The organism is Marinomonas ushuaiensis DSM 15871 (assembly GCF_000521805.1).
GTDB lineage: Bacteria > Pseudomonadota > Gammaproteobacteria > Pseudomonadales > Marinomonadaceae > Marinomonas > Marinomonas ushuaiensis.
Map to the genome: position 1 here is coordinate 53,044 of NZ_JAMB01000010.1, position 22,182 is coordinate 75,225.

Below are 22,182 nucleotides of genomic sequence, written 5' to 3' on the forward strand. Positions count from 1 at the left end.
GAGCGTTATTCTACGGGATATTCGCACAGTATTTAAGGGATAGACGTAATGAATCAGATGCAAAAAATGACATTAATAGCAAAACGCATTGGTGGCTTATTACAAGACAAAGGTCATCTTCTAGTGACAGCAGAATCTTGTACGGGCGGTCTCATTGGTGCTGTGTGTACAGAAATAGCTGGCAGTTCAGCTTGGTTTTATGGTGGTGTTATTAGTTATGCAAATGAAGCCAAGATGCAAGGATTGTCAGTTAAAGCCGAGACGTTAGCGGCTTTTGGTGCTGTCTCTGAACAAACAGTAACGGAAATGTGTGCTGGTGCTTTACAGCTAGGCGGTAGTTTTTCTGTTGCGGTGAGCGGCGTCGCTGGGCCGGCTGGTGGCTCTGTAGAAAAGCCTGTCGGTTGTGTATACATAGGTTGGCAGATCGTAGGGCAAGAGGCTAAGGTTGTACGTCATCAATTTTCTGGTGATCGCCAAGCGATTAGAGAAGCGACTGTTTTAGCAGCATTGGAAGGTGTAGAAGAGCTATTAATAAACGTATAAAAATAATACTGTTTTTATATACAGTATTTCTTGAGATTCTCAAAAAAAAACGATAGAGTTACTCCAACGAAAATTAGCCACAAGGATTTCATTATGTCATCTATCGCAGACAACAAGAAAAAAGCCCTAGACGCAGCGCTTTCTCAAATCGAGCGTCAATTTGGTAAAGGCGCCATCATGAAAATGGGTGAGGGTGCAAAACTTGATATTGATACTGTTTCTACTGGGTCTTTAGGCTTGGATATTGCGCTAGGTGCAGGCGGTCTTCCTTATGGCCGAATCTGTGAAATCTACGGTCCAGAATCATCAGGTAAAACAACATTAACATTAAGTGTTATTGCGGAAGCTCAAAAGCAAGGTAAAACCTGTGCCTTTATTGATGCGGAGCACGCATTGGACCCTTCTTATGCAGAGAAACTAGGCGTCAATATTGCTGACCTTCTAATCTCTCAACCTGATACGGGTGAACAAGCACTTGAGATTGTTGATATGTTGGTACGTTCTAACAGTGTTGACGTTATCATTGTTGACTCAGTAGCGGCTCTTGTACCTAAGTCTGAAATCGAAGGCGAAATGGGTAGCTCATCTGTTGGTGTTCAAGCACGTTTGCTATCACAAGCAATGCGTAAACTAACCGGTTCTATTAAGAATGCTAACTGTCTTGTTATTTTCATTAACCAAATTCGTATGAAAATTGGTGTGATGTTTGGTAGCCCAGAAACCACAACCGGTGGTAACGCACTGAAATTTTACTCTTCTGTACGTTTGGATATCCGTCGTATTGGTTCGGTGAAACAAGGTGATGAAGTCATAGGTAATGAAACACGCGTAAAAGTGGTGAAAAACAAAATTGCACCTCCTTTCAAACAGGCCGAATTCCAAATTCACTATGGTGCGGGTATTTATCGCATGGGTGAGATTATTGATCTAGGCGTCAAACAAGGTTTTGTCGATAAAGCCGGAGCTTGGTATGCCTACGCAGGTAATAAAATTGGGCAAGGTAAAGCAAATGCCGCTCAATTTTTATCTGAAAACCCAGAAATTGCTCAAGAAATCGAAGCTAAGGTTCGTGAAGATTTATTGCCTAAAGATAAACCAGTAGCAGAAAAAGCTAACGTGGCGGAAGAAGAGCCAAATGAATTGATTTAGTCAATATGGCTAATGACGACATATTGAAAACGCTCGATGAAATTCATCGGGCGTTTTTTTTGGCTTTATATAGAGCTTTTAGGTAAGTGAATTGTAATTTTAAAAGACTTAAAATGGTCTTTATGTTAAGTTTTTTTGAGATTGAGATTGAGATTGAGATTGAGATTGAGATTGAGATTGAGATTGAGATTGAGATTGAGATTGATGTGGATAGATAAAATATTGTTGGATTAAAATTTTACCTGTTTATTTTTAGCATTGTTATCATTAAAACATAATATTGGAACTTTTCATGTCGGTTATTCATCCCATTTCTGGGTTAAAGAATGAACAGGTAAAAGAAACGAACTTAAGTGATTTTGTAAAAAAAGTAGGTCGAAAAATTGGTTTGGCGACAGCTTTATTAGGCATGGTAACACTTGCTGGGTATGCTTTTGGTATTGAATTTCTCTATCGACCTATTGCTACTGAACCAGCAACTAATCCATTAACAGCTTTGGTTGTTATACTTTTAGGGTTTGGTCTTGAAATACATGGTCGAATGTTAAGTAATCGATTTTCATTTTTTTTAGCAATAGCCTCTATTGTTATTTGTGTTACTCACCTAGCTAGTTTTTTTTATATATCTGATTTTTCTCAAATTTTTATGCTTTTCGAGTCTGTGGTTTATGAAGACTTGATGCAGGGTAAAAATAACTCAATGGGTATGAATACAACGCTCATGTTGCTGCTGCTCGCAATTGCCCATTTGTTGTATATTTTTCGACAAGCTAATTATTCTCAACTTTTGTCATTTACTGCTTTATGTATACCTATGATTTCCATCACAGGTTACGCCTATGGTTTGACTTCATTCTATGGCGCTATGTCGTTATTATCGACGACGTTTGGTGTGTTTTTATGTTTGGGAACGTTAGCTATAACTGCTGATAATGGTGGGGTTCGTGCGATTTTATCTCCATATATCGGTGGCAGAATTGCTCGTATACAGATTGTGTTGGGATACTTTGTTCCATTAATTATTGGCTATTTGGTGATTCGTTCGTTAATGAATTCAGACCAAAATAGTGTTTTCGGCATCTATGTTGTTTCTATTTGTTGGTTTATCGCCCTTTTGGTGGTTGTAAGTGCAATTGTTCAAGAGCAAGTGGACGGAAAACGCCGTGAAGTTGAAAAAGCATTACAGCTTTCGGCGATGACAGACGAGTTAACTCAGCTTCCTAATCGTCGTCACTTTATGGAGAAAGCGACAGAGGCATTAATAAAAGAAAAGTCTGATATTAGTGAATTATCGTCATGGGTTTTGATGGTAGACATTGATCATTTCAAAAAAATCAATGATACAGAGGGTCATGAAATGGGCGATAAAGTATTGGTCGAGTTTGCTTTGATTATGAATAAGTTTGTTGGTCCAGGAGATTTAGTTTGCCGTTTAGGCGGAGAAGAGTTTGCATTCTTTTTTAGTCAAAAGACAGCGCCCGAAATGTCCGAGATTGCAAATAATATTTTACAGTCCGTTGAGGATATGACTATTCCAAGTTATACCGATGTGTACGGTAGTATCACAACGTCTATCGGTTGTGCTAAATCCGAAGATAAAACAGACATCGATCATGTTCTACGACTTGCTGATTATGCACTTTATGCATCTAAAAATGCTGGTCGAAATAGAGTTATGTTTGCTGCATGATTTTATTGTAATAGGCGACTTTGCTATTTACCTAAGATCATCCAAGCAATGATCAATAGTAAGCTAAAAGAGACACCTTGCCAGAACATAACGGGGTTTCTCTGAATTAATGGTGGTCGAGTTCGATTTAGAAAAATTTTGTTCGGATGGTGTAAATCGTAGATGAATTCAGACAAGGTTTCATAGCGCTTTAAAGGGTTTATTTGTACTGCTTTCTGCAATGCATCATCGACCCATAAAGGCAGTTCGGATTCATCATTAATCAAACTGGTATAATTGATTCTGCGCTGTGCTGCTACACTTTTTGCCTGAGCAATGTTAACGCCATAGGGAAATTTATTGCCTGATAGCATTTGGTAGGTAATCACACCAAGTGCATAAATATCGGATTGTGCGGTTCCAGGTTGTCCTAAAAAATATTCAGGTGCCGAATAACGCATGGTGCCTTTTAACACTTCCTCTTCTGTATTTGATACGCCTGCAATATGAGTTGAACCAAAATCGATGATCTTTATGGTGTTCGTATCATCAATCATGATGTTGGCAGGGCGAATGTCTTGATGAATCATTTCTTGGCGATGAAATGCCTGTAAGGCTTTAGCAATTTGAGAGATGATATTTCGAGTTTTTTCTAAGGTAGGTTTTGGGTTGTCAATCAACCATTGAGCCAATGATTTCCCTTCAATATATTCGGTTACGATATATAGGTAATTCTGTTTTCGAGTTGGTTCGATTGCTTTGACTACATGTGGATTAGTGATGCGCTTGGCGATCCAGTCTTCCAACATAAAGCTTTCAAGGTAAGCAAGATCATTACCTAGTTCAATAGAAGGCACTTTTAATGCAACCGTTTGAGATGACTCTATATCACGTGCGAGAAATACATGGCTTCGACTACTCACATAGATAGGTCTAATGATTTCATAACCATCCAGTATCATTCTGGCCGATAAGGGTGGTGGCAAAGGCAATCCATTAACCTGTTGTTGAACTTCGTCCAGTTGATAGTTTGGTATATGTTCAACACGAACAATTTGTACGCTTAAATTGTCATCACTGCCTGCAGCTAGTGCAAGTTCAATAAGTTGATTTGCTGCATCATTCAGAATTTTTGATTGTGAAATACAGTCAGTAATCTGTGATTCTGTTAGGAAGTCGTAAATCCCATCTGTGGTTAATAGAAAAACATCGCCTTGGCTTATAGGAACAGATTTGTAATCAATCTCTAACGTTGAATCAATGCCTAAAGCACGGGTTAAATAACTGACGTTTTCCGAAACAATTCGTCGGTGATCTTGTGTTAATTGCTCTAAGGTGGATCCATTCAATCGATAAATACGGCTGTCGCCAGAGTGGAATAAGTACGCTGTATTTGATTTCAAAATAAGAGCACTGAAGGTACAAATATAACCTTTATCTTTCTCAAACCGATAAGGACTATTTTGTGTTTGAGCATGCAACCAAGCATTAATTGATTTAACCACTTTTTGGCCAGACGTTTTCACTGACCAAGCATCAGACGTACAATAATAATCTTCTAAAAAGCTAGTGATTGCCGCTTGGCTTGCAACTTGGCTTACATTACTTGAACTGATGCCATCGGCAATGGCTAAAACAATGCCTTTTGCGCTCAATAAAGGTTCTTTTGGAATACGGCTCCCAATGAAGTCTTGGTTTATCTCTTTCCTACCTTTATTGGTCGCATAACCAGTATTAACGCTTAATGGCTTGCTCATAGAGTTCCTTAATGGTTTTTTATAAAAGAGCCATATCAAAATGATAAGACAAAAGCCCTGTTACGAATAAAACAGGGCTTTCCATAAGCCTATCTAATATAAAAAATTAAGCCAATTTGCGAACTTTAGATGTTTTTACATGAGTGTAATAGAGCGGTAAGCCAACCAAGCACAAGCCACCCGCTAAATTACCAAGAACGGTAGGGATTTCATTCCAAACAATGTAATCCATAAAGGTAAACTCGCCACCCATGATCATAGAGAATGGGAATAGGAACATATTTACAATAGAATGCTCGAAGCCCATATAGAAGAAGACCATAACCGGCATCCACATAGCGGCCATTTTCCCTCCTGTCGAAGTAGAAATCATCGCGCCAACCACACCCATAGACACCATCCAGTTACATAACATGCCACGAATGAAGATAGTAAACCAACCACCAACACCATGAGACTGATAACCTAAAGTTCGTGACTCACCAATTGTGCTGACTTTTTCTGCAATGACACCGCCATCCGTTGCATAACCGTAAGTTAGAATGAAAGACATTAGAAAAGCCGTTGTTAACGCGCCGCCAAAGTTACCAATGAAGACTAAGCCCCAGTTACGCATCACCTGACCTGGCGTGACACCAGGACGTTTATCAAGTAATGCCAATGGCACTAATGTGAATACGCCTGTTAGCAAATCAAACTTCATTAAATACAGCATGATAAAACCAACAGGGAACAATACTGCACCTAGTAATGGACTGCCAGTTTGTGTCGCGACGGTAATTGCAAACACAGCAGCAAGCGCCAATATAGCACCTGCCATAAACGCGCGTATAAGTGTATCTTTTGTCGACATGTAAACTTTTTGTTCACCGGAATCGACCATTTTTGTTACGAATTCACTTGGTTCTATATAAGCCATAACACCCTCTCTTTATTTTGATAATTACTTAAATTGAATTTTTTGTTCGTACTCGTTACCAAGATTTATAAGGTAAAAACTTACCGTTTAAGGTCAGAACAACACGATCACCTTTTGGTTCTTCTTCTTTTTCTACAGACATAGAAAAATCAATCGCACTCATGATGCCGTCACCAAACTTCTCTTGAATGACTTCTTTAAGCGTTGGCCCATAAACACCAACCACTTCATATAAACGATAAATTAAAGGGTCTTGTGGGACCGCTTGATTCCATGTTTTTGTTGGGTCTTCCATCAAGGCTGCGGTGGCTGCTTCTGGCAAACCTAGAAATGTAACTAATTTTTCTGCGACTTCCTGTGTGCAGCTATTCATGCCTAAACACGCTGATGTGATCCAAACATGGGTCATGTCTACGGCTTCTCCGATGGCTTCCCATGTAAGATTTTTCTCTTTTTTTAATAGCAAAAATAGCTTCGGTTACTTCGATTTTTTTCATGCGCTTTTCTCCACAAATAATGGCCACAACTTAACAATAGAAACTGAGCTAAGTGATCGTGTAAGAAGAAAATGATATAGATAGACACACGTCTGCTCTTAACCAGATCTCCCTTATTACAGGAACCTAATCAGATACTACTGAGCGGTACAGCAGTGGGCGACGTTGCCATTAATGATGCTGACCGGCGTTGGTCAACGATGCAGTTAATACAAATTGAGAAAGTATTAATGTATTAAATAATCAGCAAAAGAAGTGCCAGAAAATTAAAATCTAAAGGAAATGATAGGGAGTTTCATAAGGCTATGATTTATAACAAATAAATTTTTACGTGATTCAGTATATATAGCCTCATGCTTCAATATATGAATGTTGCGCACTTTAAATACACATAAAAGTGCACCAAAACAAAACATTAGCGTTAGAAATGATAAACAAGGTTTTGTACACTCAGAAATTCAATAGAGGGAGCTTGGTTTTCTAAGTGTTTAACGGTATTTATAATAAAATATAAAAAAGAACATAATAACAGGAACGATTTGCATTACTGTTTGTCTATTGAGAGAATGTTAACCCATTAAGACAGTTTCTTTACGATAAATAGGTACTTATAAATGAAGCGTTCAATAAAAAAAAATCTCTCTATTTCAAGTAAAAGCACTTCTCTTTTCACTTTAACAGCCACATCAGCTTTATTGGCTTTAAGCAGCTTGCCTGCCCATGCAAGCGGTGAAGTTAATGTGTATTCTGCTCGCAGTGAGGCACTTATCGCTCCACTTTTAGACATCTATTCGAAAGAACATGGCGTAAAAGTAAACTTAATCACAGGTAAAGCGGACGCATTATTGAGCCGTTTACAATCAGAAGGCTCTGCTAGCCCTGCTGATGTTTTCATTACTGTTGATGCAGGTCGCCTGTATCGTGCAAAAGAAGCCGGTGTACTTCAGCCTTTCGAAACAAAACATTTAGACAAAGTTGTTCCAGAACATCTACATGACCGTGATGGTTACTGGTACGGCCTTTCTCAGCGCGCTCGTGTGATTTTTTACAACCCAGAAGAAGTGTCTTCTGATGACTTATCTACATACGAAGATTTAGCAGATCCAAAATGGAAAGGGCAAATCTGCATTCGCTCTTCAAGCAGCATTTACAACCAATCTCTTGTTGCTTCTATGATTGACGCGAAAGGTGAAGCAGCAACCTTAGAATGGATTAAAGGCTTTGTAGCGAACTTCGCTCGTCCACCAGCAGGCGGCGACAGAGACCAACTTAAAGCTGCAGCAGCTGGCCTATGTAACATTGCCGTTGCCAACACCTATTACTTTGGCCGTCTTGGTTCAAGTGACGAAGCGCAAGAGCGTGCAGTTTACGATAAAATGGGCGTATTCTGGCCAAATCAGGCATCTGGAGAGCGTGGAGTTCATGTTAACGTAAGTGGTATCGGTATCACGAAGGCATCTAAAAACACGGACAACGCAAAAGAGTTGATCGAGTTTCTAACAAACAAAAATAGCCAAGAATGGTATGCTCACATAAACAACGAATACCCAGTTGTAGAAGGGGTAGCACCACCTAAGAACCTAGAGAAGTTTGGCGAATTCAAATCTGATAGCATTTCATTAAGTGTGTTGGGCGAGAATAACCGTCAAGCAGTTAAATTAATGGACCAAGGTGGTTGGAAATAAGGTAACGTATTTTATACCAACAAAAACAAAAGAAGAGACGCTATTGCGTCTCTTCTTTTTCTCATACTGAATACTGTAGAGGACATTCTATTTGCCCTTACTAGCCTCAAGAAAAAATCCTATGAGTTCTTTCCACAACACTTTTTAAACTTACGACCATTACCACAAATACAAGGATCATTACGTCCTATTTTTGGCGCATCACGCATCACAGGACTTTTCGGTGCAGCACAACAGCCACAACCAGATGATTGAGTAGGTTCCGGCATTTCACTCATTGGCGTTTGATTGCTTTCGACCATATCGACGTTATAACCTTTTTAAATTAAATGGCTTAATTAGATATATTATAACATCACAAAAATTTTCGTCTATTCTTCAATTAAATTCCAAAAGGCTTCCACTAATGGATTTTTGAGGCTCTTTTTCAAAGCAAACAACCCGATGTCGTAAGGCGCGAGTTCGGGTTGCACATCAAGTACTTTAATTCGATCCAGCAGTGGACTGTTTTCCAATACAATTTTCGGCACGACGCCGATACCAAACCCCAAACTCACCATGCTAACAATCGCTTCGTTGCCGGTTACTTGAGCATAAATCTTTGGTGTAATGCCTTTCTCGCTAAACCATTCTTCTACGCGTTTTCTAGAGACACCACCTTCTGACAATATCATGGGAATATCAGACCACTCTTGTACAGTCGTCGGCGAATTAGTCGGCACATTGGGGACTTGTTGCTCAATAGGTGCAATAAACAGTAATGGTGATGTGGCAATCTGATTGAAAACCAAACTATTTGAAAAGCTCGGTGGGCGCGCTGCAATAGTGATGTCTTCTTTGCCATCTAAAATATGTGCAATGGCGTGTTCTGGGTCGCCTGTTCGCAGTTTAATTTCAATCCCTGGTTGAGCAATACGAAAACGTTTCAGTAGATCATAAAAGAAACTGTAACTGGCCGTGACTGAACTATACAAGCTTATCTCACCTTTAAGCTGATCAGAATTGTCGGTTAATTCATGTCGAATCAAGTTCCATTGACTGCTGGTTTCACGAGCATAATCAACAAACCTTCTCCCTTCTTGCGTTAATGTCACCGTACGATTATCACGGTTAAATAACGCCACACCCAGCTCATCTTCCAGTTGACGTATATTACGAGACAAGGCGGAAATGCTAATGTGGCATTCATCACTGGCGCGACCAAAATGCAGGTTATCTGCCAAAGATAAGAAGTGTTTTAGGATCTTTATATTCATGCCGTTCTCATTCTAAACAATCTGTTTTGTCTTCATTAAAAACAATAATAAAGAGAATACCTTATCGTTTCATAAAATGGGACATTACATTGCAAATATATCAATTTACGAAATCACCTATATTAGATAAAGTAGCGCCACTGACTTAGAGAATACCTTCTCATTGGTCAACCCATTAAGCTAACAACTAAAATTACAGGTACTTAACCATGTCTAATAACTATTTCAATACTTTGCCACTACGCGAGCAATTGGCTCAATTAGCAAAATGTCGCTTCATGGACATTTCTGAATTCCCTGAAGGCGTTGATGCGCTTAAAGGCAAAAAAATTGTGGTTATTGGTTGTGGTGCTCAAGGTCTTAACCAAGGCTTGAACCTACGTGATTCAGGTCTAGACGTTTCTTACACATTGCGCGCTGCTGCGATTGCTGAAAAACGCCAATCTTGGAAAAACGCAACAGAAAACGGTTTTGTTGTTGGCACTTACGACGAGCTTATTCCGACTGCTGACGTAGTATTGAACCTAACACCTGATAAGCAACACACTCCAGTTGTTAAAGAAATCATGCCTCTTATGAAAAAAGGCGCTTGCTTGTCATACTCTCACGGTTTCAACATCGTAGAAGAAGGCATGCAAATTCGCGAAGATTTAACAGTAATCATGGTTGCGCCTAAGTGCCCAGGTTCTGAAGTTCGTGCTGAATACGTTCGTGGTTTCGGTGTTCCAACGCTTATCGCTGTTCACGAAGACAATGATCCTAAAGGCGAAGGTCTTGCACTAGCAAAAGCGTACGCGGTTGGTACTGGCGGTCATAAAGCAGGCGTTCTAATGTCTTCTTTCATCGCGGAAGTAAAATCTGACCTTATGGGCGAGCAAACAATCCTATGTGGTATGTTGCAAACGGGTTCTATCCTTTGTTTCGACAAAATGGTTGAAGAAGGCATCGACGCTGGTTACGCATCTCGTCTTATCCAATACGGTTGGGAAACAGTAACAGAAGCATTGAAATACGGCGGCGTGACTAACATGCTTGATCGTCTTTCTAACCCTGCTAAAATCAAAGCGTTTGACCTTTCTGAAGAACTTAAAGTGATCATGCGTCCTTTGTACAACAAACACCAAGACGACATCATCAGCGGTCACTTCTCTAAAACCATGATGGAAGACTGGGCAAATGACGACGTTAACCTTTTAGGCTGGCGTGCAGAAACAGCAGAAACAAACTTCGAAAAAACACCTGCTGGTGATGTTGAGATTTCTGAACAAGAATTCTTCGACAACGGTATCTTGATGGTGGCTATGGTTAAAGCCGGCGTTGAGCTTGCTTTCGAAACAATGACGGCTGCGGGTATCATTGCGGAATCTGCATACTACGAATCTCTACATGAAACACCACTTATCGCCAACACAATCGCTCGTAAGAAATTGTACGAAATGAACGCGACTATCTCTGATACAGCTGAGTACGGTTGTTACCTTTACAACCACGCTTGCCTACCATTGCTAGCAGACTTCATGAAAGACATCAAAACCGACGTAATCGGTAAAGGTCTTTCTACTGACGATAACGGTGTAGATAATGCTCGTTTGATCGAAGTGAACGAAGCACTACGTTCTCACCCAGTTGAAGCAATTGGTAGCGTTCTTCGCGGCCACATGGCTGACATGAAAAAAATCGTTTAATTTCTATTAGAATTTAAACTTCAAAAAACCGAGTTTTCTTAATCGAATACTCGGTTTTTCTATTTTTATTTTCTATTTTTATTTTTTTATCTGTGTTTAGGAGCGATGTAATGGGTAACTCAATCTCTTTAAAAAAAGCAACGGTGGCGTTTGATGAGCGTTTTACGTTAACTGAAATTGATTGGAGCATTACACCAAGCCAACACTGGATGATCACAGGTTCAAATGGTTCAGGAAAATCCGCCTTGGCAGCGGTGCTGGCGGGTATGGGAGAAATCACTACGGGCCAAATCTCAGGCTTACCCAAAAATGTAGGCTTGGTGTCTTTTGAAGCGCAAGCCGAGCTAATCGCTCAAGAACTGAAGAAAGACGATGCTGACATCATGGATGTTATTTCTGTCGGCACACCTGTTCGAGAAATGATTTTTGATCAATGCGCAGACCCTGAACTCGCCACGCAATTAGTAGAGAAATTCGGGTTAAGTGCATTATTAGATCGCGCCTTTCGTAAGCTCTCTACAGGTGAAACTCGTAAAGTCATGTTGATTCGTGCTTTGTCGAGCAAGCCAGACTTACTTATCTTAGATGAGCCTTTTGATGGTTTAGATGTTGACGCTTTGGCGATGTTGCAAGCGCACCTTGAAACCTTAATTAGTACAGTTCCTATGGTGTTGGTGCTGAATCGCTTTGATGAAATGCCAGACTTTATTACCCATGTGGCTTATATGGATAAAACGGTTATTGATAAAAAAGGCAATGAAGGGAAAAACGATGCAGGTCATTTGACTTTAATCATAGACCGCCAAGACAAAACTGCATTTAACGAGCTCTATCAGTTACTACATTTAAAAACCACAGATTTGAACATTCCAGAAATCGATGCTGCCAATAAATTACCAGAGCTTGATCCAAGCCAACCACTTGTATGCTTAAAAAACGCGACGATCAAATACGGCGATACGATCATTGTCGATAAACTAAATTGGACCATAGAACCCAACCAACACTGGCAACTTAGTGGCCCCAATGGCAGTGGTAAAACGGGTGTTTTATCACTCATTACCGGCGATCATCCACAGTGTTACACCAACGATATTTTTGTCTTTGGGTTCCAGCGTGGCAACGGCGAAAGCATCTGGCAAATTAAGCAATTTATCGGCTACGTTTCCACATCATTGCAATGGGAATATCGTGTCAGCACCAGTTGTCGTAACGTGATTGTCTCTGGTTTGTACGACAGCATCGGCATGTATTCCAAAGCTACCGACAGCCAAAAGAAAATCGCCGACGAATGGTTGGAGTTACTTGGAATGAAAGACCGCGCGGATTCGCCTTTTAACAAACTGTCTTACGGTGACCAACGCTTATTACTCATAGCCCGCGCCATGGTAAAACGCCCACCGTTATTAATACTCGACGAACCTTGCCTAGGTCTAGACGACATGAACCGCCAGCTAGTACTCGCCCTAATCGAGAAAATCTGCGCAGGCTCAGAAACTACGGTTTTGTATGTGAATCATCATGCGGAAGATCGAATTAGCGGTATAGAGCATTATTTGGAGTTGGTGAAGAAGCAGTAATATGAACGAATTATAATAAATAGAACCCCATGTGGATTATCTACACTAGACGGATTTCTAGCTTCTTACCTAACGTCGAAGCGAGGTGTTGATGTGTTTTATGACTCCGACTCTGATGTCACACAGAAAGCAAAATAAACCGTCGAGGAGAAATAAGCGGTTCTTTTTAATGATAGGAAAATAGCCTTCTCTTACCTGTAAGAGAAGGCGCGTTAGAGGGCTAAGATCTAAAGCGTAAGTTCTCTTTAGAAAGCTGATCAACAGATGTTTTCCCCATGAGTTTCATGTCGCGTTCGAGTTCGGCTTTCATCAATCCCAAGGCTCTTTCTACACCTGGTTGTCCAGCAGCAGCAAGAGGGTAAAGATACATACGGCCGATACCGACGGCTTTTGCACCAAGGGATAACGCTTTTAATACATGAGTGCCGCGCTGTACGCCGCTGTCAAAAATCACATCGATTTCATCACCGACTTCGTCGACAATTTCTTCAAGCTGATCAAATGAACTGCGAGAACCATCTAGTTGACGTCCACCGTGGTTAGAAATGATGACACCAGTACAGCCAATCTCGACGGCTTTACGTGCATCTTCTCGGCTCATGATGCCTTTTAAACAAAATTGACCGTCCCAGAACTTCACCATTTCGGCTACGTCATCCCAGTTCATTGATGGGTCGAGCATGTTGGTAAAGTAATCACCAATCGAAGTTGCGCCATTACCCATATCAACGTGTTCATCCAGTTGTGGCAAACTGAAAGGTTCGTGTGTGACGTAGTTAATGCCCCACATAGGCTTCAAAACAAATTGCAACATGCCTTTCAAGTTCAATTTAAAAGGAATGGAAAATCCTGTTCGTAGGTCTCGCTCACGGTTGCCACCAGTGATGGAATCGACTGTTAGCATCATGACTTGTACGCCTGCGTCTTTTGCTCGTTGCATCATGGCACGGTTTAATTCGCGGTCTTTATGGAAATAAAACTGGTAAACCTGAGGTGTGTTCGTTTGTTTGGCAATTTCTTCCATGCTGACGGTACCAAGGGAAGACACACCAAACATGGTGCCGTATTTTTCCGCTGCGCCTGCAACGGCACGTTCACCATCATGATGAAATAAACGCTGCAAAGCTGTCGGTGAGCAATAAACCGGCATATCGAGTTTTTGACCCATAATAGTGACAGAAAGGTCTACATCTTTTACGCCTGTTAAGACACTCGGTACTAGATCACACGTTTCAAAGGCTTCTGTATTACGTCGATAGGTGGATTCATCGTCAGAGCCACCATCAATGTAATTAAAGATTGGGCTAGGTAAACGCTTCTTAGCCAAAATCCGAAAATCGTGAAAATTATGACAATCTTTTAGTCGCATCGTTGTATCCCTTGTTTTTAATTGTTCATTTGATGAATCCAATCACTACTATAGTCCGAGATTGATTTATAATAAATATGACACAAAGTAATAAACTATTTCCTAAAACGTCTTAATAAAAAGAGATAAAAAATTGAATGCAGCTGATTTAACATTATTTGTGAATGTTGCCGATGCGGGGTCGTTTAATAAAGCGGCCCAGCAAGCGGGGTTGTCGACGCCTGCTTTAAGCAAGCGCATCAGCCGTCTTGAGCAAGATCTTGGTGTGCAATTGATTCACCGTACAACAAGGCGGCTCAACTTAACAGAAGCGGGTGAGAGTCTTTATGTTCACGCTAAAAATATAGAAGGGCAAGTCAGTGATGCTGTTGCTTCCGTATCGGCTTTTAGCCATGGATTGAGCGGCAACATAAAAATCTCTGTGCCAACCATATCGGGAGAGTTACTACTGGCTGAAGCCATTGCTGAATTTTGCCAAATGTACCCGAATATTACAGTTGATATGCGCCTTGAAAACGATTTTGTTAACTTGGTTGAAGAGGGTCTAGATCTGGCGGTTCGAACGGGAAAGCTGGAAGATTCAAGCTTGATTGCTAAGAAGTTAATTCAATCCAATTGGGTTGTATGCTGCTCACCAAGCTACATTGAGAAATACGGTGAAGTCACCTGTCTTGAAGCGCTTAAAGAGCACAACTGTCTTGCTTATACTTATCAGGCACAAGGCTCATTTGATTGGCGTTTTGTTAAGAATGAAATAGGTAAAGATTCAATAGAAGAGAGTGTTCGAATCAGTGGTAGTTTAGCGACCAATAATGCTCAAGCGCTACGCAAAGCGGCTTTAGCAGGCTTTGGTATCGTTTATGTACCACGTTGTTGTGTTTATGAAGATTTACAGAAAGGGGCCTTGCAGGTCATTTTAACAGATTACAAACCAAGGCAATTGGGTGTCTATGCCATTTATCCTTTTACCAAGTATCTACCTGAAAAATTAAAGTTACTCATAGAGCACATTAGACAGGCTTATCAAGATAAAAAAGAATATTTTTGAAGGGCTCTAGAAGACCCAAATAATTACTTTTCTAGTAAATGCAGATTGGCACAATTTTCAGAAATATCGCCATTCAAGGCATTGATCAAGTTATCTACTGCGCATGTCACCATGGCTAAGCGAGTCTCGGATGTGGCAGAGCCAATATGTGGAAACACAACGGCGTTGTCCATTTTGCATAAAGGTGAGCTTGCTGGTAGGGGCTCAACGTCAAAGACGTCTAATCCAGCAGCACGAATAACGCCATTTTCTAATGCGTCTATTAAGGCGGATTCATCAATGACTTTACCGCGAGATCCATTAATGAAAATGGCACTTTTCTTCATCATGGCAAATTCAGCCTTGCCAATTAAACCTTCTGTTTCTGGTGTCAAAGGTGTCATGACACACACAAAATCAGACGTTTTAAGTAAGGATTCCATATCCATGTAAGTGGCGTTGAGGTCTTGCTCTGCGTCTGGTTTTTGGCTTCGATTGCTGTATTGAATTTTCATATCAAAACCAAGGTGAGCACGTTTTGCAATGGCATAACCAATGCGACCCATACCAATAATACCTAAGGTCTTGCCATGAATATCTGTCCCGAAATGGTTTTCACCAATGCTTTTTGTCCAACGGCCCTCTCGAACCATGTTAGATAATTCTACAGCTCGACGAGCAGTACACATGATAAGAGTGAAAATAGTGTCGGCAGTGGTTTCATTGAGAACACCTGGGGTGTGCATCAATGGAATATTTCGGTTTGCTAAATAAGCCAGATCGTATTGATCGGTTCCGACTGAAATAGTAGAAGCTGCTTTGAGTTTTGGTGCTCGTTCTAAAACGCTTGAACTCATATCAGCACTAGCGCCAATGAGCCCTTCAGTTTCAGAAAGAGCTGTGAGAAAAGCCTCTTGGTTTAACGTATTTACCCCGTCGAATTGAATGACATCAAAATGAGTTTGAAGCCGTTTTAATTCTTGTTCGGGTATTGGTTTGTACAAGAGTACTTTTTTCATCGTTTTATCCTAAATCTTGTAGAAGGTTAGTTTGCCTCTAAACTTTCAAGCTTAGCTCTGGTTGGTAAACCTTCGCTATCGCCACGAACCTGTACTGTAATAGAGCCTAACAAGTTACCTCGTTTCGCGGCTTCAGGAATGGATTTACCATCAAGCAATGCTGAAATAACACCGACTGCGAAACTGTCACCTGCGCCAACAGTATCCACTACTTTTATAACTGGGAAGCCTGTAACTGTGCCAGATTTACCATCGATTGTTTTGTAATAAGCGCCTTCACTACCTAGTTTAACGATAACAGCTTTTACGCCACGCGCTAAATAAAAATCCGCAATGGTTTCTGGCTGATCGCTTCCCATTAATATTTTACCTTCTTCAATGCCAGGCAAAACAACATCGCTTGCGAAAGCAAGCTCGTTAATGGTCGAAACCATTGTTTCAGCATCGGGCCATAGAGATGGTCTTAGGTTCGTATCAAATGTGACACTACAACCTTGCTGTTTAGCGAAGGCCAACGCTTGTTGAACGGCTTCGCGCATTGAGCTAGAAACGGCTGCAGCAACGCCGGTTAAGTGTAAGTGAGTACCTGCTTTAAAAAGGCTAACATCAATGTCCTTTGCACTTAAGGTAGAAGCCGCTGAATTACGACGAAAATATTCAACCGCAGGATCGCTGCCATCTGTTTGGTTGGTTTTCATCATGAAACCAGTCGGTTGTTCTTTGCTTTCAGAAATCCACTGTGTACGGATGTTATCTTTACTGATGGCTTTTTTAACAAATTGACCAAAGCAATCTGTGCCGACTTTGCTTATGTAGGTAGATTCAAAACCCAAACGAGCCATACCAATTGCCACATTGACTTCAGCGCCAGCTAAAGAGCGACTAAATTCTTCAACGTCAGCAAGAGGTCCTGGTGTTTTTGCAACAAACAGCGCCATCGCTTCACCTAAAGTGACAAAAGATTGTGTTTGGTTATTTTGCATAATGCTTTATTCCTATTAGATATTATTAGAGGTCTTCGCTCGTTGCTTCGACCAAAGACTTCTATTATTTTGCATTGGGTGTTATTCGTAATTAATAACCATCGTTAGCAAAGATCAGTTGGCTAAAAGATATCATGGGAACGATTCCAAAAAAAGTCAGATAAGACCAAACAGTTCTATATTTTGTAAGTACTTTAATTTAAGTTGATTGACGAATAATCAATTCTGCTGGCAATTGTATATGTTGTGGCGGCTCATCGTTGCCCTGAATTCTGGCGAGTAGACATTCACCAGCCGTTTGACCAATTAATGTAGTTGGTTGCTTCATCACAGTAATGCCGCCTTCAAAGAGTTGCGCCCATTCTGGATCGTCAATACCAATTAAACCTATCTCCGAACCTACTCGTATATTGAGGGTTTTAAGTGCTTTGGCGACCAGTAATGTGGTTGCACTATTGGTCGTGAAAATGGCTTTTTTACGATTGGAATGAGTTTCTAAAAAAGTTTTAATGGCGTTTATAGTAGCTGTTCCACTCATTTTTTCCACCTCGATAATATCGCAGGTCATGTCTGTGTTTTGACTCACGAAAGATTTGATTGCATCGATTCGAGCTTGGCGAGGGTCAATGATGATGGATTCAGTAATCACAAGAATAGATTCATAAGACTTCGATTTTAAATGCTCAGCAGCTTCATCTACCGCCACTTTGTTGTCTAAACCAACAGAGTCGAATCCAAGAGACGTGTTAATCCGGTCAATAAGTACGAGCGGGCAAGTGAGTTTGTTGAGGTTGTCGATTTGTTCGTTTGCCATACCAGCAGTATTGATAATAATGCCATCTACTCTGTGTGCTTCCAGTAAATTTAAATAGCGATCTTGCAAGTCTTTTTCGTTGTCAGTGTTGCATACCATGAGCATATAGCCTTCACGTCGACAAACTTGCTCTATGCCCTTAAGTACATCGGTAGAATAAGAGTTAGTGACATCGGCAAACATCAGTCCAATTAATTTTGAATGTCCTGCTCTTAACATGCGTGCAGAATGATTTGGGCGGAAATCCAAGTGAGCGATGGCTTCAGTTATTTTTGCACAGAGATCTTTTGATAGCTTATCTTGTTCGCCGTTTAAGTAGCGTGAAACACTCGTTTTGCCGACTTTTGCATATTTCGCAACATCAGAAATGGTTGTGAAACTTTTGTTTTTTTTCTTCAGCAATGTCTTGTCTCTTCATTAAATAGGAGTAAATAATGCTCTTTTAGGAGCAAGTATATAGGTGGTTTTTTGCCTGTACTGTAAACTATGATCCTAGTAGGGCGCAATTCCGTCATAGTGATGGAACCTTGTCTCTCTTCATTATTGGCTGTCTTTAGATAGCAGGAGCATTATGAAAATTTTCAGTTGCCAGCAATGTGGACAAACCGTTTTATTCGAAAATACATATTGTGAGCAGTGTTCATCGCCTTTGGGTTTTTTACCAGAACAGCTGGTTATTAGTGCCTTAAAATCGGTTGATAATACTTGGTATGCCATGGCAGATAAATCGATTCCTGCTAAGCGTTGGTACTACTGTGAAAATCATCAACATAATGTGTGTAATTGGTTGGTAGAGGAAGGCGGGAGTTCATTTTGTATGGCGTGTGAGTTGAACCGTCATATTCCTCATTTAGGACAGATAGAAGAACGCCAAGCCTGGCAACAATTGGAATTTGCTAAGCATCGATTAGTATATTCATTATTACGCCTTAAATTACCTTTAGTGAATAAACAAAATGCACCAGAGGAAGGCTTATCGTTCGACTTCATATCGGAAAACAATGTAGTCCCTGAAGATGCAAATGCCATGACAGGTCATGCTGCTGGCCAAGTGACGATCAATGCTGCGGAAGCGAATGCAGCAGATCGAGAGCAAATGCGAGAAGACATGAACGAGTCTTATCGAACGGTCATTGGTCATTTTCGACATGAAATTGGTCATTATTATTGGGATCAATTAGTGTTTACTGACAAGAACATCTTGGCTGATTTTAGAGCATTATTTGGTGACGACAGTGTTGATTATGGGAAAGCTCTAAAAGCACATTATGAAACGCCCAACACAGAGTGGCAGAAGAGTTTTGTCAGTGTTTATGCGTCTTCTCACCCATGGGAAGATTGGGCTGAAACATGGGCTCATTACATGCATATTGCTGATACATTAGAAACGGCGAGCGACCTTGGCTTGAGTTTTCAGCCAGTGGGTTCTAATCGACAAAATCTAGCCATTATGGTGAATATTGATCCTTATCATCATGATAATTTTGACGAAATTTTAGCCCAATATATACCGTTGACATTTGCTGTGAATAACTTAAATCGAGGCATGGGGCAACCCGATTTATACCCATTTATTCTTGTGCCTGCCGTTCGTGAAAAGTTGGCTTTTATTCATCGCTTACTTCATGCTAGGTCGAATTAATTTGAATGCTAGTTCAGTGTTGGCACTTATTCATAGCTGTAACGCGGATGATCCGTTATTATGCCCGTTAATAGGAGCAGGTAAGCCTGCCTTCTAACATTTAATTTTTTAGGACCCTAATGAAAAAGACATTTGAATTATCTCACCCAAAAATCGCTTACCCTCGTTTAATTGAAGCAACAAAAAACGAAGTGAAAAAATACCTTAAGCGAGAGCGTAATAAAGCCTTGCCTGAATATGCCGATTTTTGGGGCTTTGATTGTAAGTTTGGTCAAAGTGAAGAAGCTGCTGAAGTGATTCATGTTGCTCAGATAAATGAAAAAATCAGCTTTGCCGAAAGCCAAGAATGGTCGGCATTCTACTTAGAAATTCTGGCAACGCCAGCTCAACGTACTAAACGCTCTGTTTCAGACTCAGAAGATGATTTTGACGGTGATGACGACGTTGAAATTGATCATATTGAAAGTGAAGACGAGTAAAAAAAAACTGATTTTTTAAAATATTTCCGTGTGTTTAAATTTAATATCAAAGGCCAGATTAGTAATTGATCTGGCCTTTTTTTTGATGTTTATCGATAGCCTTGAGCTTGTAGAGAAAACAAGTGTGCATATTGGCCTTGTTGAGCCAATAAAGCTTCATGAGTGCCGCGTTCTTTAATTTCCCCATGTTCCATAACAATGATTTCATGGGCGAGACGAACAGTAGAGAATCGATGGGAGATGAGAATCGCCATTTTATCCTTGGTGTGTTCTTGAAAATGCTCGAATATATTGGCTTCTGCTTGAGCATCCATTGCTGCTGTTGGTTCATCGAGCACTAGAATATCAGCTTCTTGTCGCATGAAAGCTCGTGCTAAAGCGATCTTTTGCCATTGCCCACCTGAAAGTTCTTGCCCGCCTTTGAACCAACGTCCTAATTGTGTGCTATATCCATTTTCTAATTGATCGATAAAATCTGTGGCTTTGCCAAGTTCAGCCGCTTTTTGCCAACCTGGCTCATCATCGAATCTATCGTTATCGCCTGCGCCTATGTTTTCACCAAGGATAAACTGATAGCGTACAAAATCTTGAAAAATTACTCCAACACGTTTTAATAGTGCAGTTTCATCCCATTCTACTAAGTCCAAACCATCCAATAAAATCCGCCCTTCGGTTGGGTTATAAAGACGAGTCAGCAGCTTTATTAGTGTTGTTTTTCCTGATCCATTTTCACCAACAATCGCAAGGCTATGGCCTGGTCTTATGTGTAAGTTAATGTTCGATAAGGCCGGTGTCTGGCTGCCAGGATATTCGAACGACACTTTTTCGAAACGAATACCGTCATTGGCTTTTGGCCCAACAGTTAAACCTGTTGTCGAAGAGGGCGTTTCTTGTTCTAAATACTCATAGAGATTGGACAGATACAAGTTATCTTCGTACATTCCACTGATAGCGGTAAGCGATGCCGAGACAGCACTTTGACCTTGTTTGAAAAGCAGCAAATACATGGTCATTTGACCTAAAGTAATGGCACCAATAATGGTATCACTGACGATCCAGCCATAAGCACCATAAAATACCAAAGTACTGATAACACCTAAGATAAAGCCCCAACTTTCTCGACGAAGAATGAGGCGCTTACTTTCTTTAAAAAGCTTATGGAAGATATCTGAATAACGCTTTAAAAAGCGCTCGCCTAACTGATAAAGACGGACCTCTTTAATGTGGTCTTCTCGTGCTAGCAAGGTTTCTAAATAATTTTGTTGGCGTACTTCAGGAGAGCGCCAACGAAACATAAGAAAAGCATCGCCAGAAAACTTCGCTTCGGCAATAAAAGAAGGTAATGCACCGCAAAAGAGTAATAACAATGCCCAAGGAGAAAAGTGCCAGAGAAGAACCGCAAAACTAGAAAGAGAAATCGCATTTTGCAGTAAAGAGAATGTTTTATTAACCAAGGCAAGTGGTCGACTGGATGCTTCACGGCGTGCGCGAACCAGCTTGTCGTAAAACTCGGAATCTTCAAATTGCGATAAAGTGAGGTTTTGCGCTTTTTCTAAGATCAGCATGTTTACTTTCTGACCTAATAAACCTTGCAGGATTGCTTGCTGAGCGGTGAGTGCTCGTTGTGCTGCAGCAATGATCAAGACCAAAATACCTTCAAGCACCACATAATTTAAAGCCGCTTGATAATGCAGGACTTGGTCTTCTTTATAGTTTTCCATTGCAGCAAGTACGGCATCAACGATCAGTTGCCCAACATACGCCATTGCTGCAGGTAAAACACCTGCAATGAAAGTGGCGATGGCTAAACCAATCGTTAACGCTGGTGAAGTTTGCCAAACCAATTCAATTGCTCGGCGGCTGTAACGGAAAACACCTAACATATTCTTATCGACAGAATTTTTAGGCGAGGCAGCAGGTTTCATGAATGACCTTCTGGTAATAAAGAGATGAGATGGTGAATATTATAATGTCGTACGTGTGTTTTTAGCTATGTAAAACACTTTTAGCACTAATTAGGAGAACTGAATAGAGAAAGGAAAGGTATTTGATTGTGAGGATAATAAAGAGAACCATAGATAAAGCACCAATTTAGCTTTCCCCATGACT

At 40.6% G+C, this 22,182-nt stretch carries 18 protein-coding genes and 1 pseudogene; 9 read left to right on the top strand and 10 right to left on the bottom strand.

All coding sequences use genetic code 11. The features are described from left to right. The first annotated feature begins 48 nt into the window (after positions 1-48). The 3 genes from MUS1_RS11585 to MUS1_RS15710 all read left to right on the top strand — a co-directional run bounded on the left by MUS1_RS11585 (position 49) and on the right by MUS1_RS15710 (position 3,382). Positions 49-543, top strand: coding sequence for a CinA family protein (locus tag MUS1_RS11585; RefSeq protein WP_036162727.1), 495 nt, complete (start codon positions 49-51; stop codon positions 541-543). Positions 544-636: 93 nt separating this feature from the next. Further along, complete coding sequence (gene recA / locus MUS1_RS11590; RefSeq protein WP_211236459.1) at positions 637-1,692, top strand: recombinase RecA; 1,056 nt, start codon at positions 637-639, stop codon at positions 1,690-1,692. Positions 1,693-1,984: 292 nt separating this feature from the next. Beyond that, the gene (locus MUS1_RS15710; protein ID WP_051436232.1) at positions 1,985-3,382 is read left to right on the top strand and encodes a GGDEF domain-containing protein; all 1,398 of its coding nucleotides are present in this window, start codon (positions 1,985-1,987) and stop codon (positions 3,380-3,382) included. A 23-nt stretch (positions 3,383-3,405) separates the two neighbouring features. On the opposite strand, the gene MUS1_RS11600 is transcribed toward MUS1_RS15710, so the two are convergent. The 3 genes and pseudogenes from MUS1_RS11600 to cynS all read right to left on the bottom strand — a co-directional run bounded on the left by MUS1_RS11600 (position 3,406) and on the right by cynS (position 6,534). Then, on the bottom strand, positions 3,406-5,118 hold the full coding sequence (locus MUS1_RS11600) for a bifunctional protein-serine/threonine kinase/phosphatase (protein ID WP_036162728.1): 1,713 nt from the start codon (positions 5,116-5,118) through the stop codon (positions 3,406-3,408). Between the two features lie 106 nt (positions 5,119-5,224). Beyond that, a complete protein-coding gene (locus MUS1_RS11605) occupies positions 5,225-6,037 on the bottom strand; it encodes a formate/nitrite transporter family protein (RefSeq protein WP_036162730.1) in 813 nt (270 codons plus the stop codon). A gap of 55 nt (positions 6,038-6,092) precedes the next feature. After that, a pseudogene (gene cynS / locus MUS1_RS11610) lies at positions 6,093-6,534 on the bottom strand (cyanase). A gap of 614 nt (positions 6,535-7,148) precedes the next feature. Between cynS and MUS1_RS11615 the strand changes: the two are divergent. Then, entirely contained in the window at positions 7,149-8,219 is a 1,071-nt protein-coding gene (locus tag MUS1_RS11615; protein WP_036162732.1) for a Fe(3+) ABC transporter substrate-binding protein, read from the top strand. Between the two features lie 119 nt (positions 8,220-8,338). On the opposite strand, the gene MUS1_RS11620 is transcribed toward MUS1_RS11615, so the two are convergent. Both MUS1_RS11620 and ilvY read right to left on the bottom strand, forming a co-directional pair. Beyond that, positions 8,339-8,521, bottom strand: a complete 183-nt coding sequence (locus tag MUS1_RS11620) for an SEC-C metal-binding domain-containing protein (protein ID WP_036162734.1) — start codon at positions 8,519-8,521, stop codon at positions 8,339-8,341. Positions 8,522-8,590: 69 nt separating this feature from the next. Beyond that, positions 8,591-9,475 (bottom strand): HTH-type transcriptional activator IlvY, encoded by an 885-nt coding sequence (gene ilvY, locus MUS1_RS11625; protein ID WP_036162736.1) that lies wholly within the window; start codon positions 9,473-9,475, stop codon positions 8,591-8,593. Positions 9,476-9,684: 209 nt separating this feature from the next. Between ilvY and ilvC the strand changes: the two genes are divergently transcribed. Then, positions 9,685-11,160, top strand: a complete 1,476-nt coding sequence (ilvC, locus tag MUS1_RS11630) for a ketol-acid reductoisomerase (RefSeq protein WP_036162739.1) — start codon at positions 9,685-9,687, stop codon at positions 11,158-11,160. Between the two features lie 110 nt (positions 11,161-11,270). Further along, complete coding sequence (gene modF / locus MUS1_RS11635; protein ID WP_036162741.1) at positions 11,271-12,740, top strand: molybdate ABC transporter ATP-binding protein ModF; 1,470 nt, start codon at positions 11,271-11,273, stop codon at positions 12,738-12,740. Between the two features lie 220 nt (positions 12,741-12,960). On the opposite strand, the gene MUS1_RS11640 is transcribed toward modF, so the two are convergent. Continuing rightward, complete coding sequence (locus MUS1_RS11640; RefSeq protein WP_036162743.1) at positions 12,961-14,109, bottom strand: alpha-hydroxy acid oxidase; 1,149 nt, start codon at positions 14,107-14,109, stop codon at positions 12,961-12,963. A gap of 133 nt (positions 14,110-14,242) precedes the next feature. Between MUS1_RS11640 and MUS1_RS11645 the strand changes: the two genes are divergently transcribed. Beyond that, complete coding sequence (locus tag MUS1_RS11645) at positions 14,243-15,157, top strand: LysR family transcriptional regulator (RefSeq protein WP_036162744.1); 915 nt, start codon at positions 14,243-14,245, stop codon at positions 15,155-15,157. Positions 15,158-15,180: 23 nt separating this feature from the next. Here the strand turns inward: MUS1_RS11645 and MUS1_RS11650 are convergent, their stop codons facing one another. The 3 genes from MUS1_RS11650 to MUS1_RS11660 all read right to left on the bottom strand — a co-directional run bounded on the left by MUS1_RS11650 (position 15,181) and on the right by MUS1_RS11660 (position 18,354). Then, positions 15,181-16,155 carry a 2-hydroxyacid dehydrogenase gene (locus MUS1_RS11650; RefSeq protein ID WP_036162747.1) on the bottom strand — a complete coding sequence of 325 codons (975 nt, stop codon included), beginning with the start codon at positions 16,153-16,155 and terminating at the stop codon, positions 15,181-15,183. 26 nt (positions 16,156-16,181) lie between these two features. Further along, on the bottom strand, positions 16,182-17,138 hold the full coding sequence (locus MUS1_RS11655) for a sugar kinase (protein WP_036162748.1): 957 nt from the start codon (positions 17,136-17,138) through the stop codon (positions 16,182-16,184). Between the two features lie 199 nt (positions 17,139-17,337). Next, on the bottom strand, positions 17,338-18,354 hold the full coding sequence (locus MUS1_RS11660; protein WP_051436233.1) for a LacI family DNA-binding transcriptional regulator: 1,017 nt from the start codon (positions 18,352-18,354) through the stop codon (positions 17,338-17,340). Positions 18,355-18,523: 169 nt separating this feature from the next. On the opposite strand from MUS1_RS11660, the gene MUS1_RS11665 reads away from it, so the two are divergent. Together MUS1_RS11665 and MUS1_RS11670 are read left to right on the top strand one after the other, a co-directional pair. After that, positions 18,524-19,594 carry a zinc-binding metallopeptidase family protein gene (locus MUS1_RS11665; protein ID WP_036162750.1) on the top strand — a complete coding sequence of 357 codons (1,071 nt, stop codon included), beginning with the start codon at positions 18,524-18,526 and terminating at the stop codon, positions 19,592-19,594. 119 nt (positions 19,595-19,713) lie between these two features. Beyond that, a complete protein-coding gene (locus tag MUS1_RS11670) occupies positions 19,714-20,073 on the top strand; it encodes a DUF6172 family protein (RefSeq protein ID WP_036162752.1) in 360 nt (119 codons plus the stop codon). A gap of 89 nt (positions 20,074-20,162) precedes the next feature. Here the strand turns inward: MUS1_RS11670 and MUS1_RS11675 are convergent, their stop codons facing one another. Further along, complete coding sequence (locus MUS1_RS11675) at positions 20,163-21,998, bottom strand: ABC transporter ATP-binding protein (protein ID WP_036162755.1); 1,836 nt, start codon at positions 21,996-21,998, stop codon at positions 20,163-20,165. Positions 21,999-22,182 lie beyond the last annotated feature (184 nt).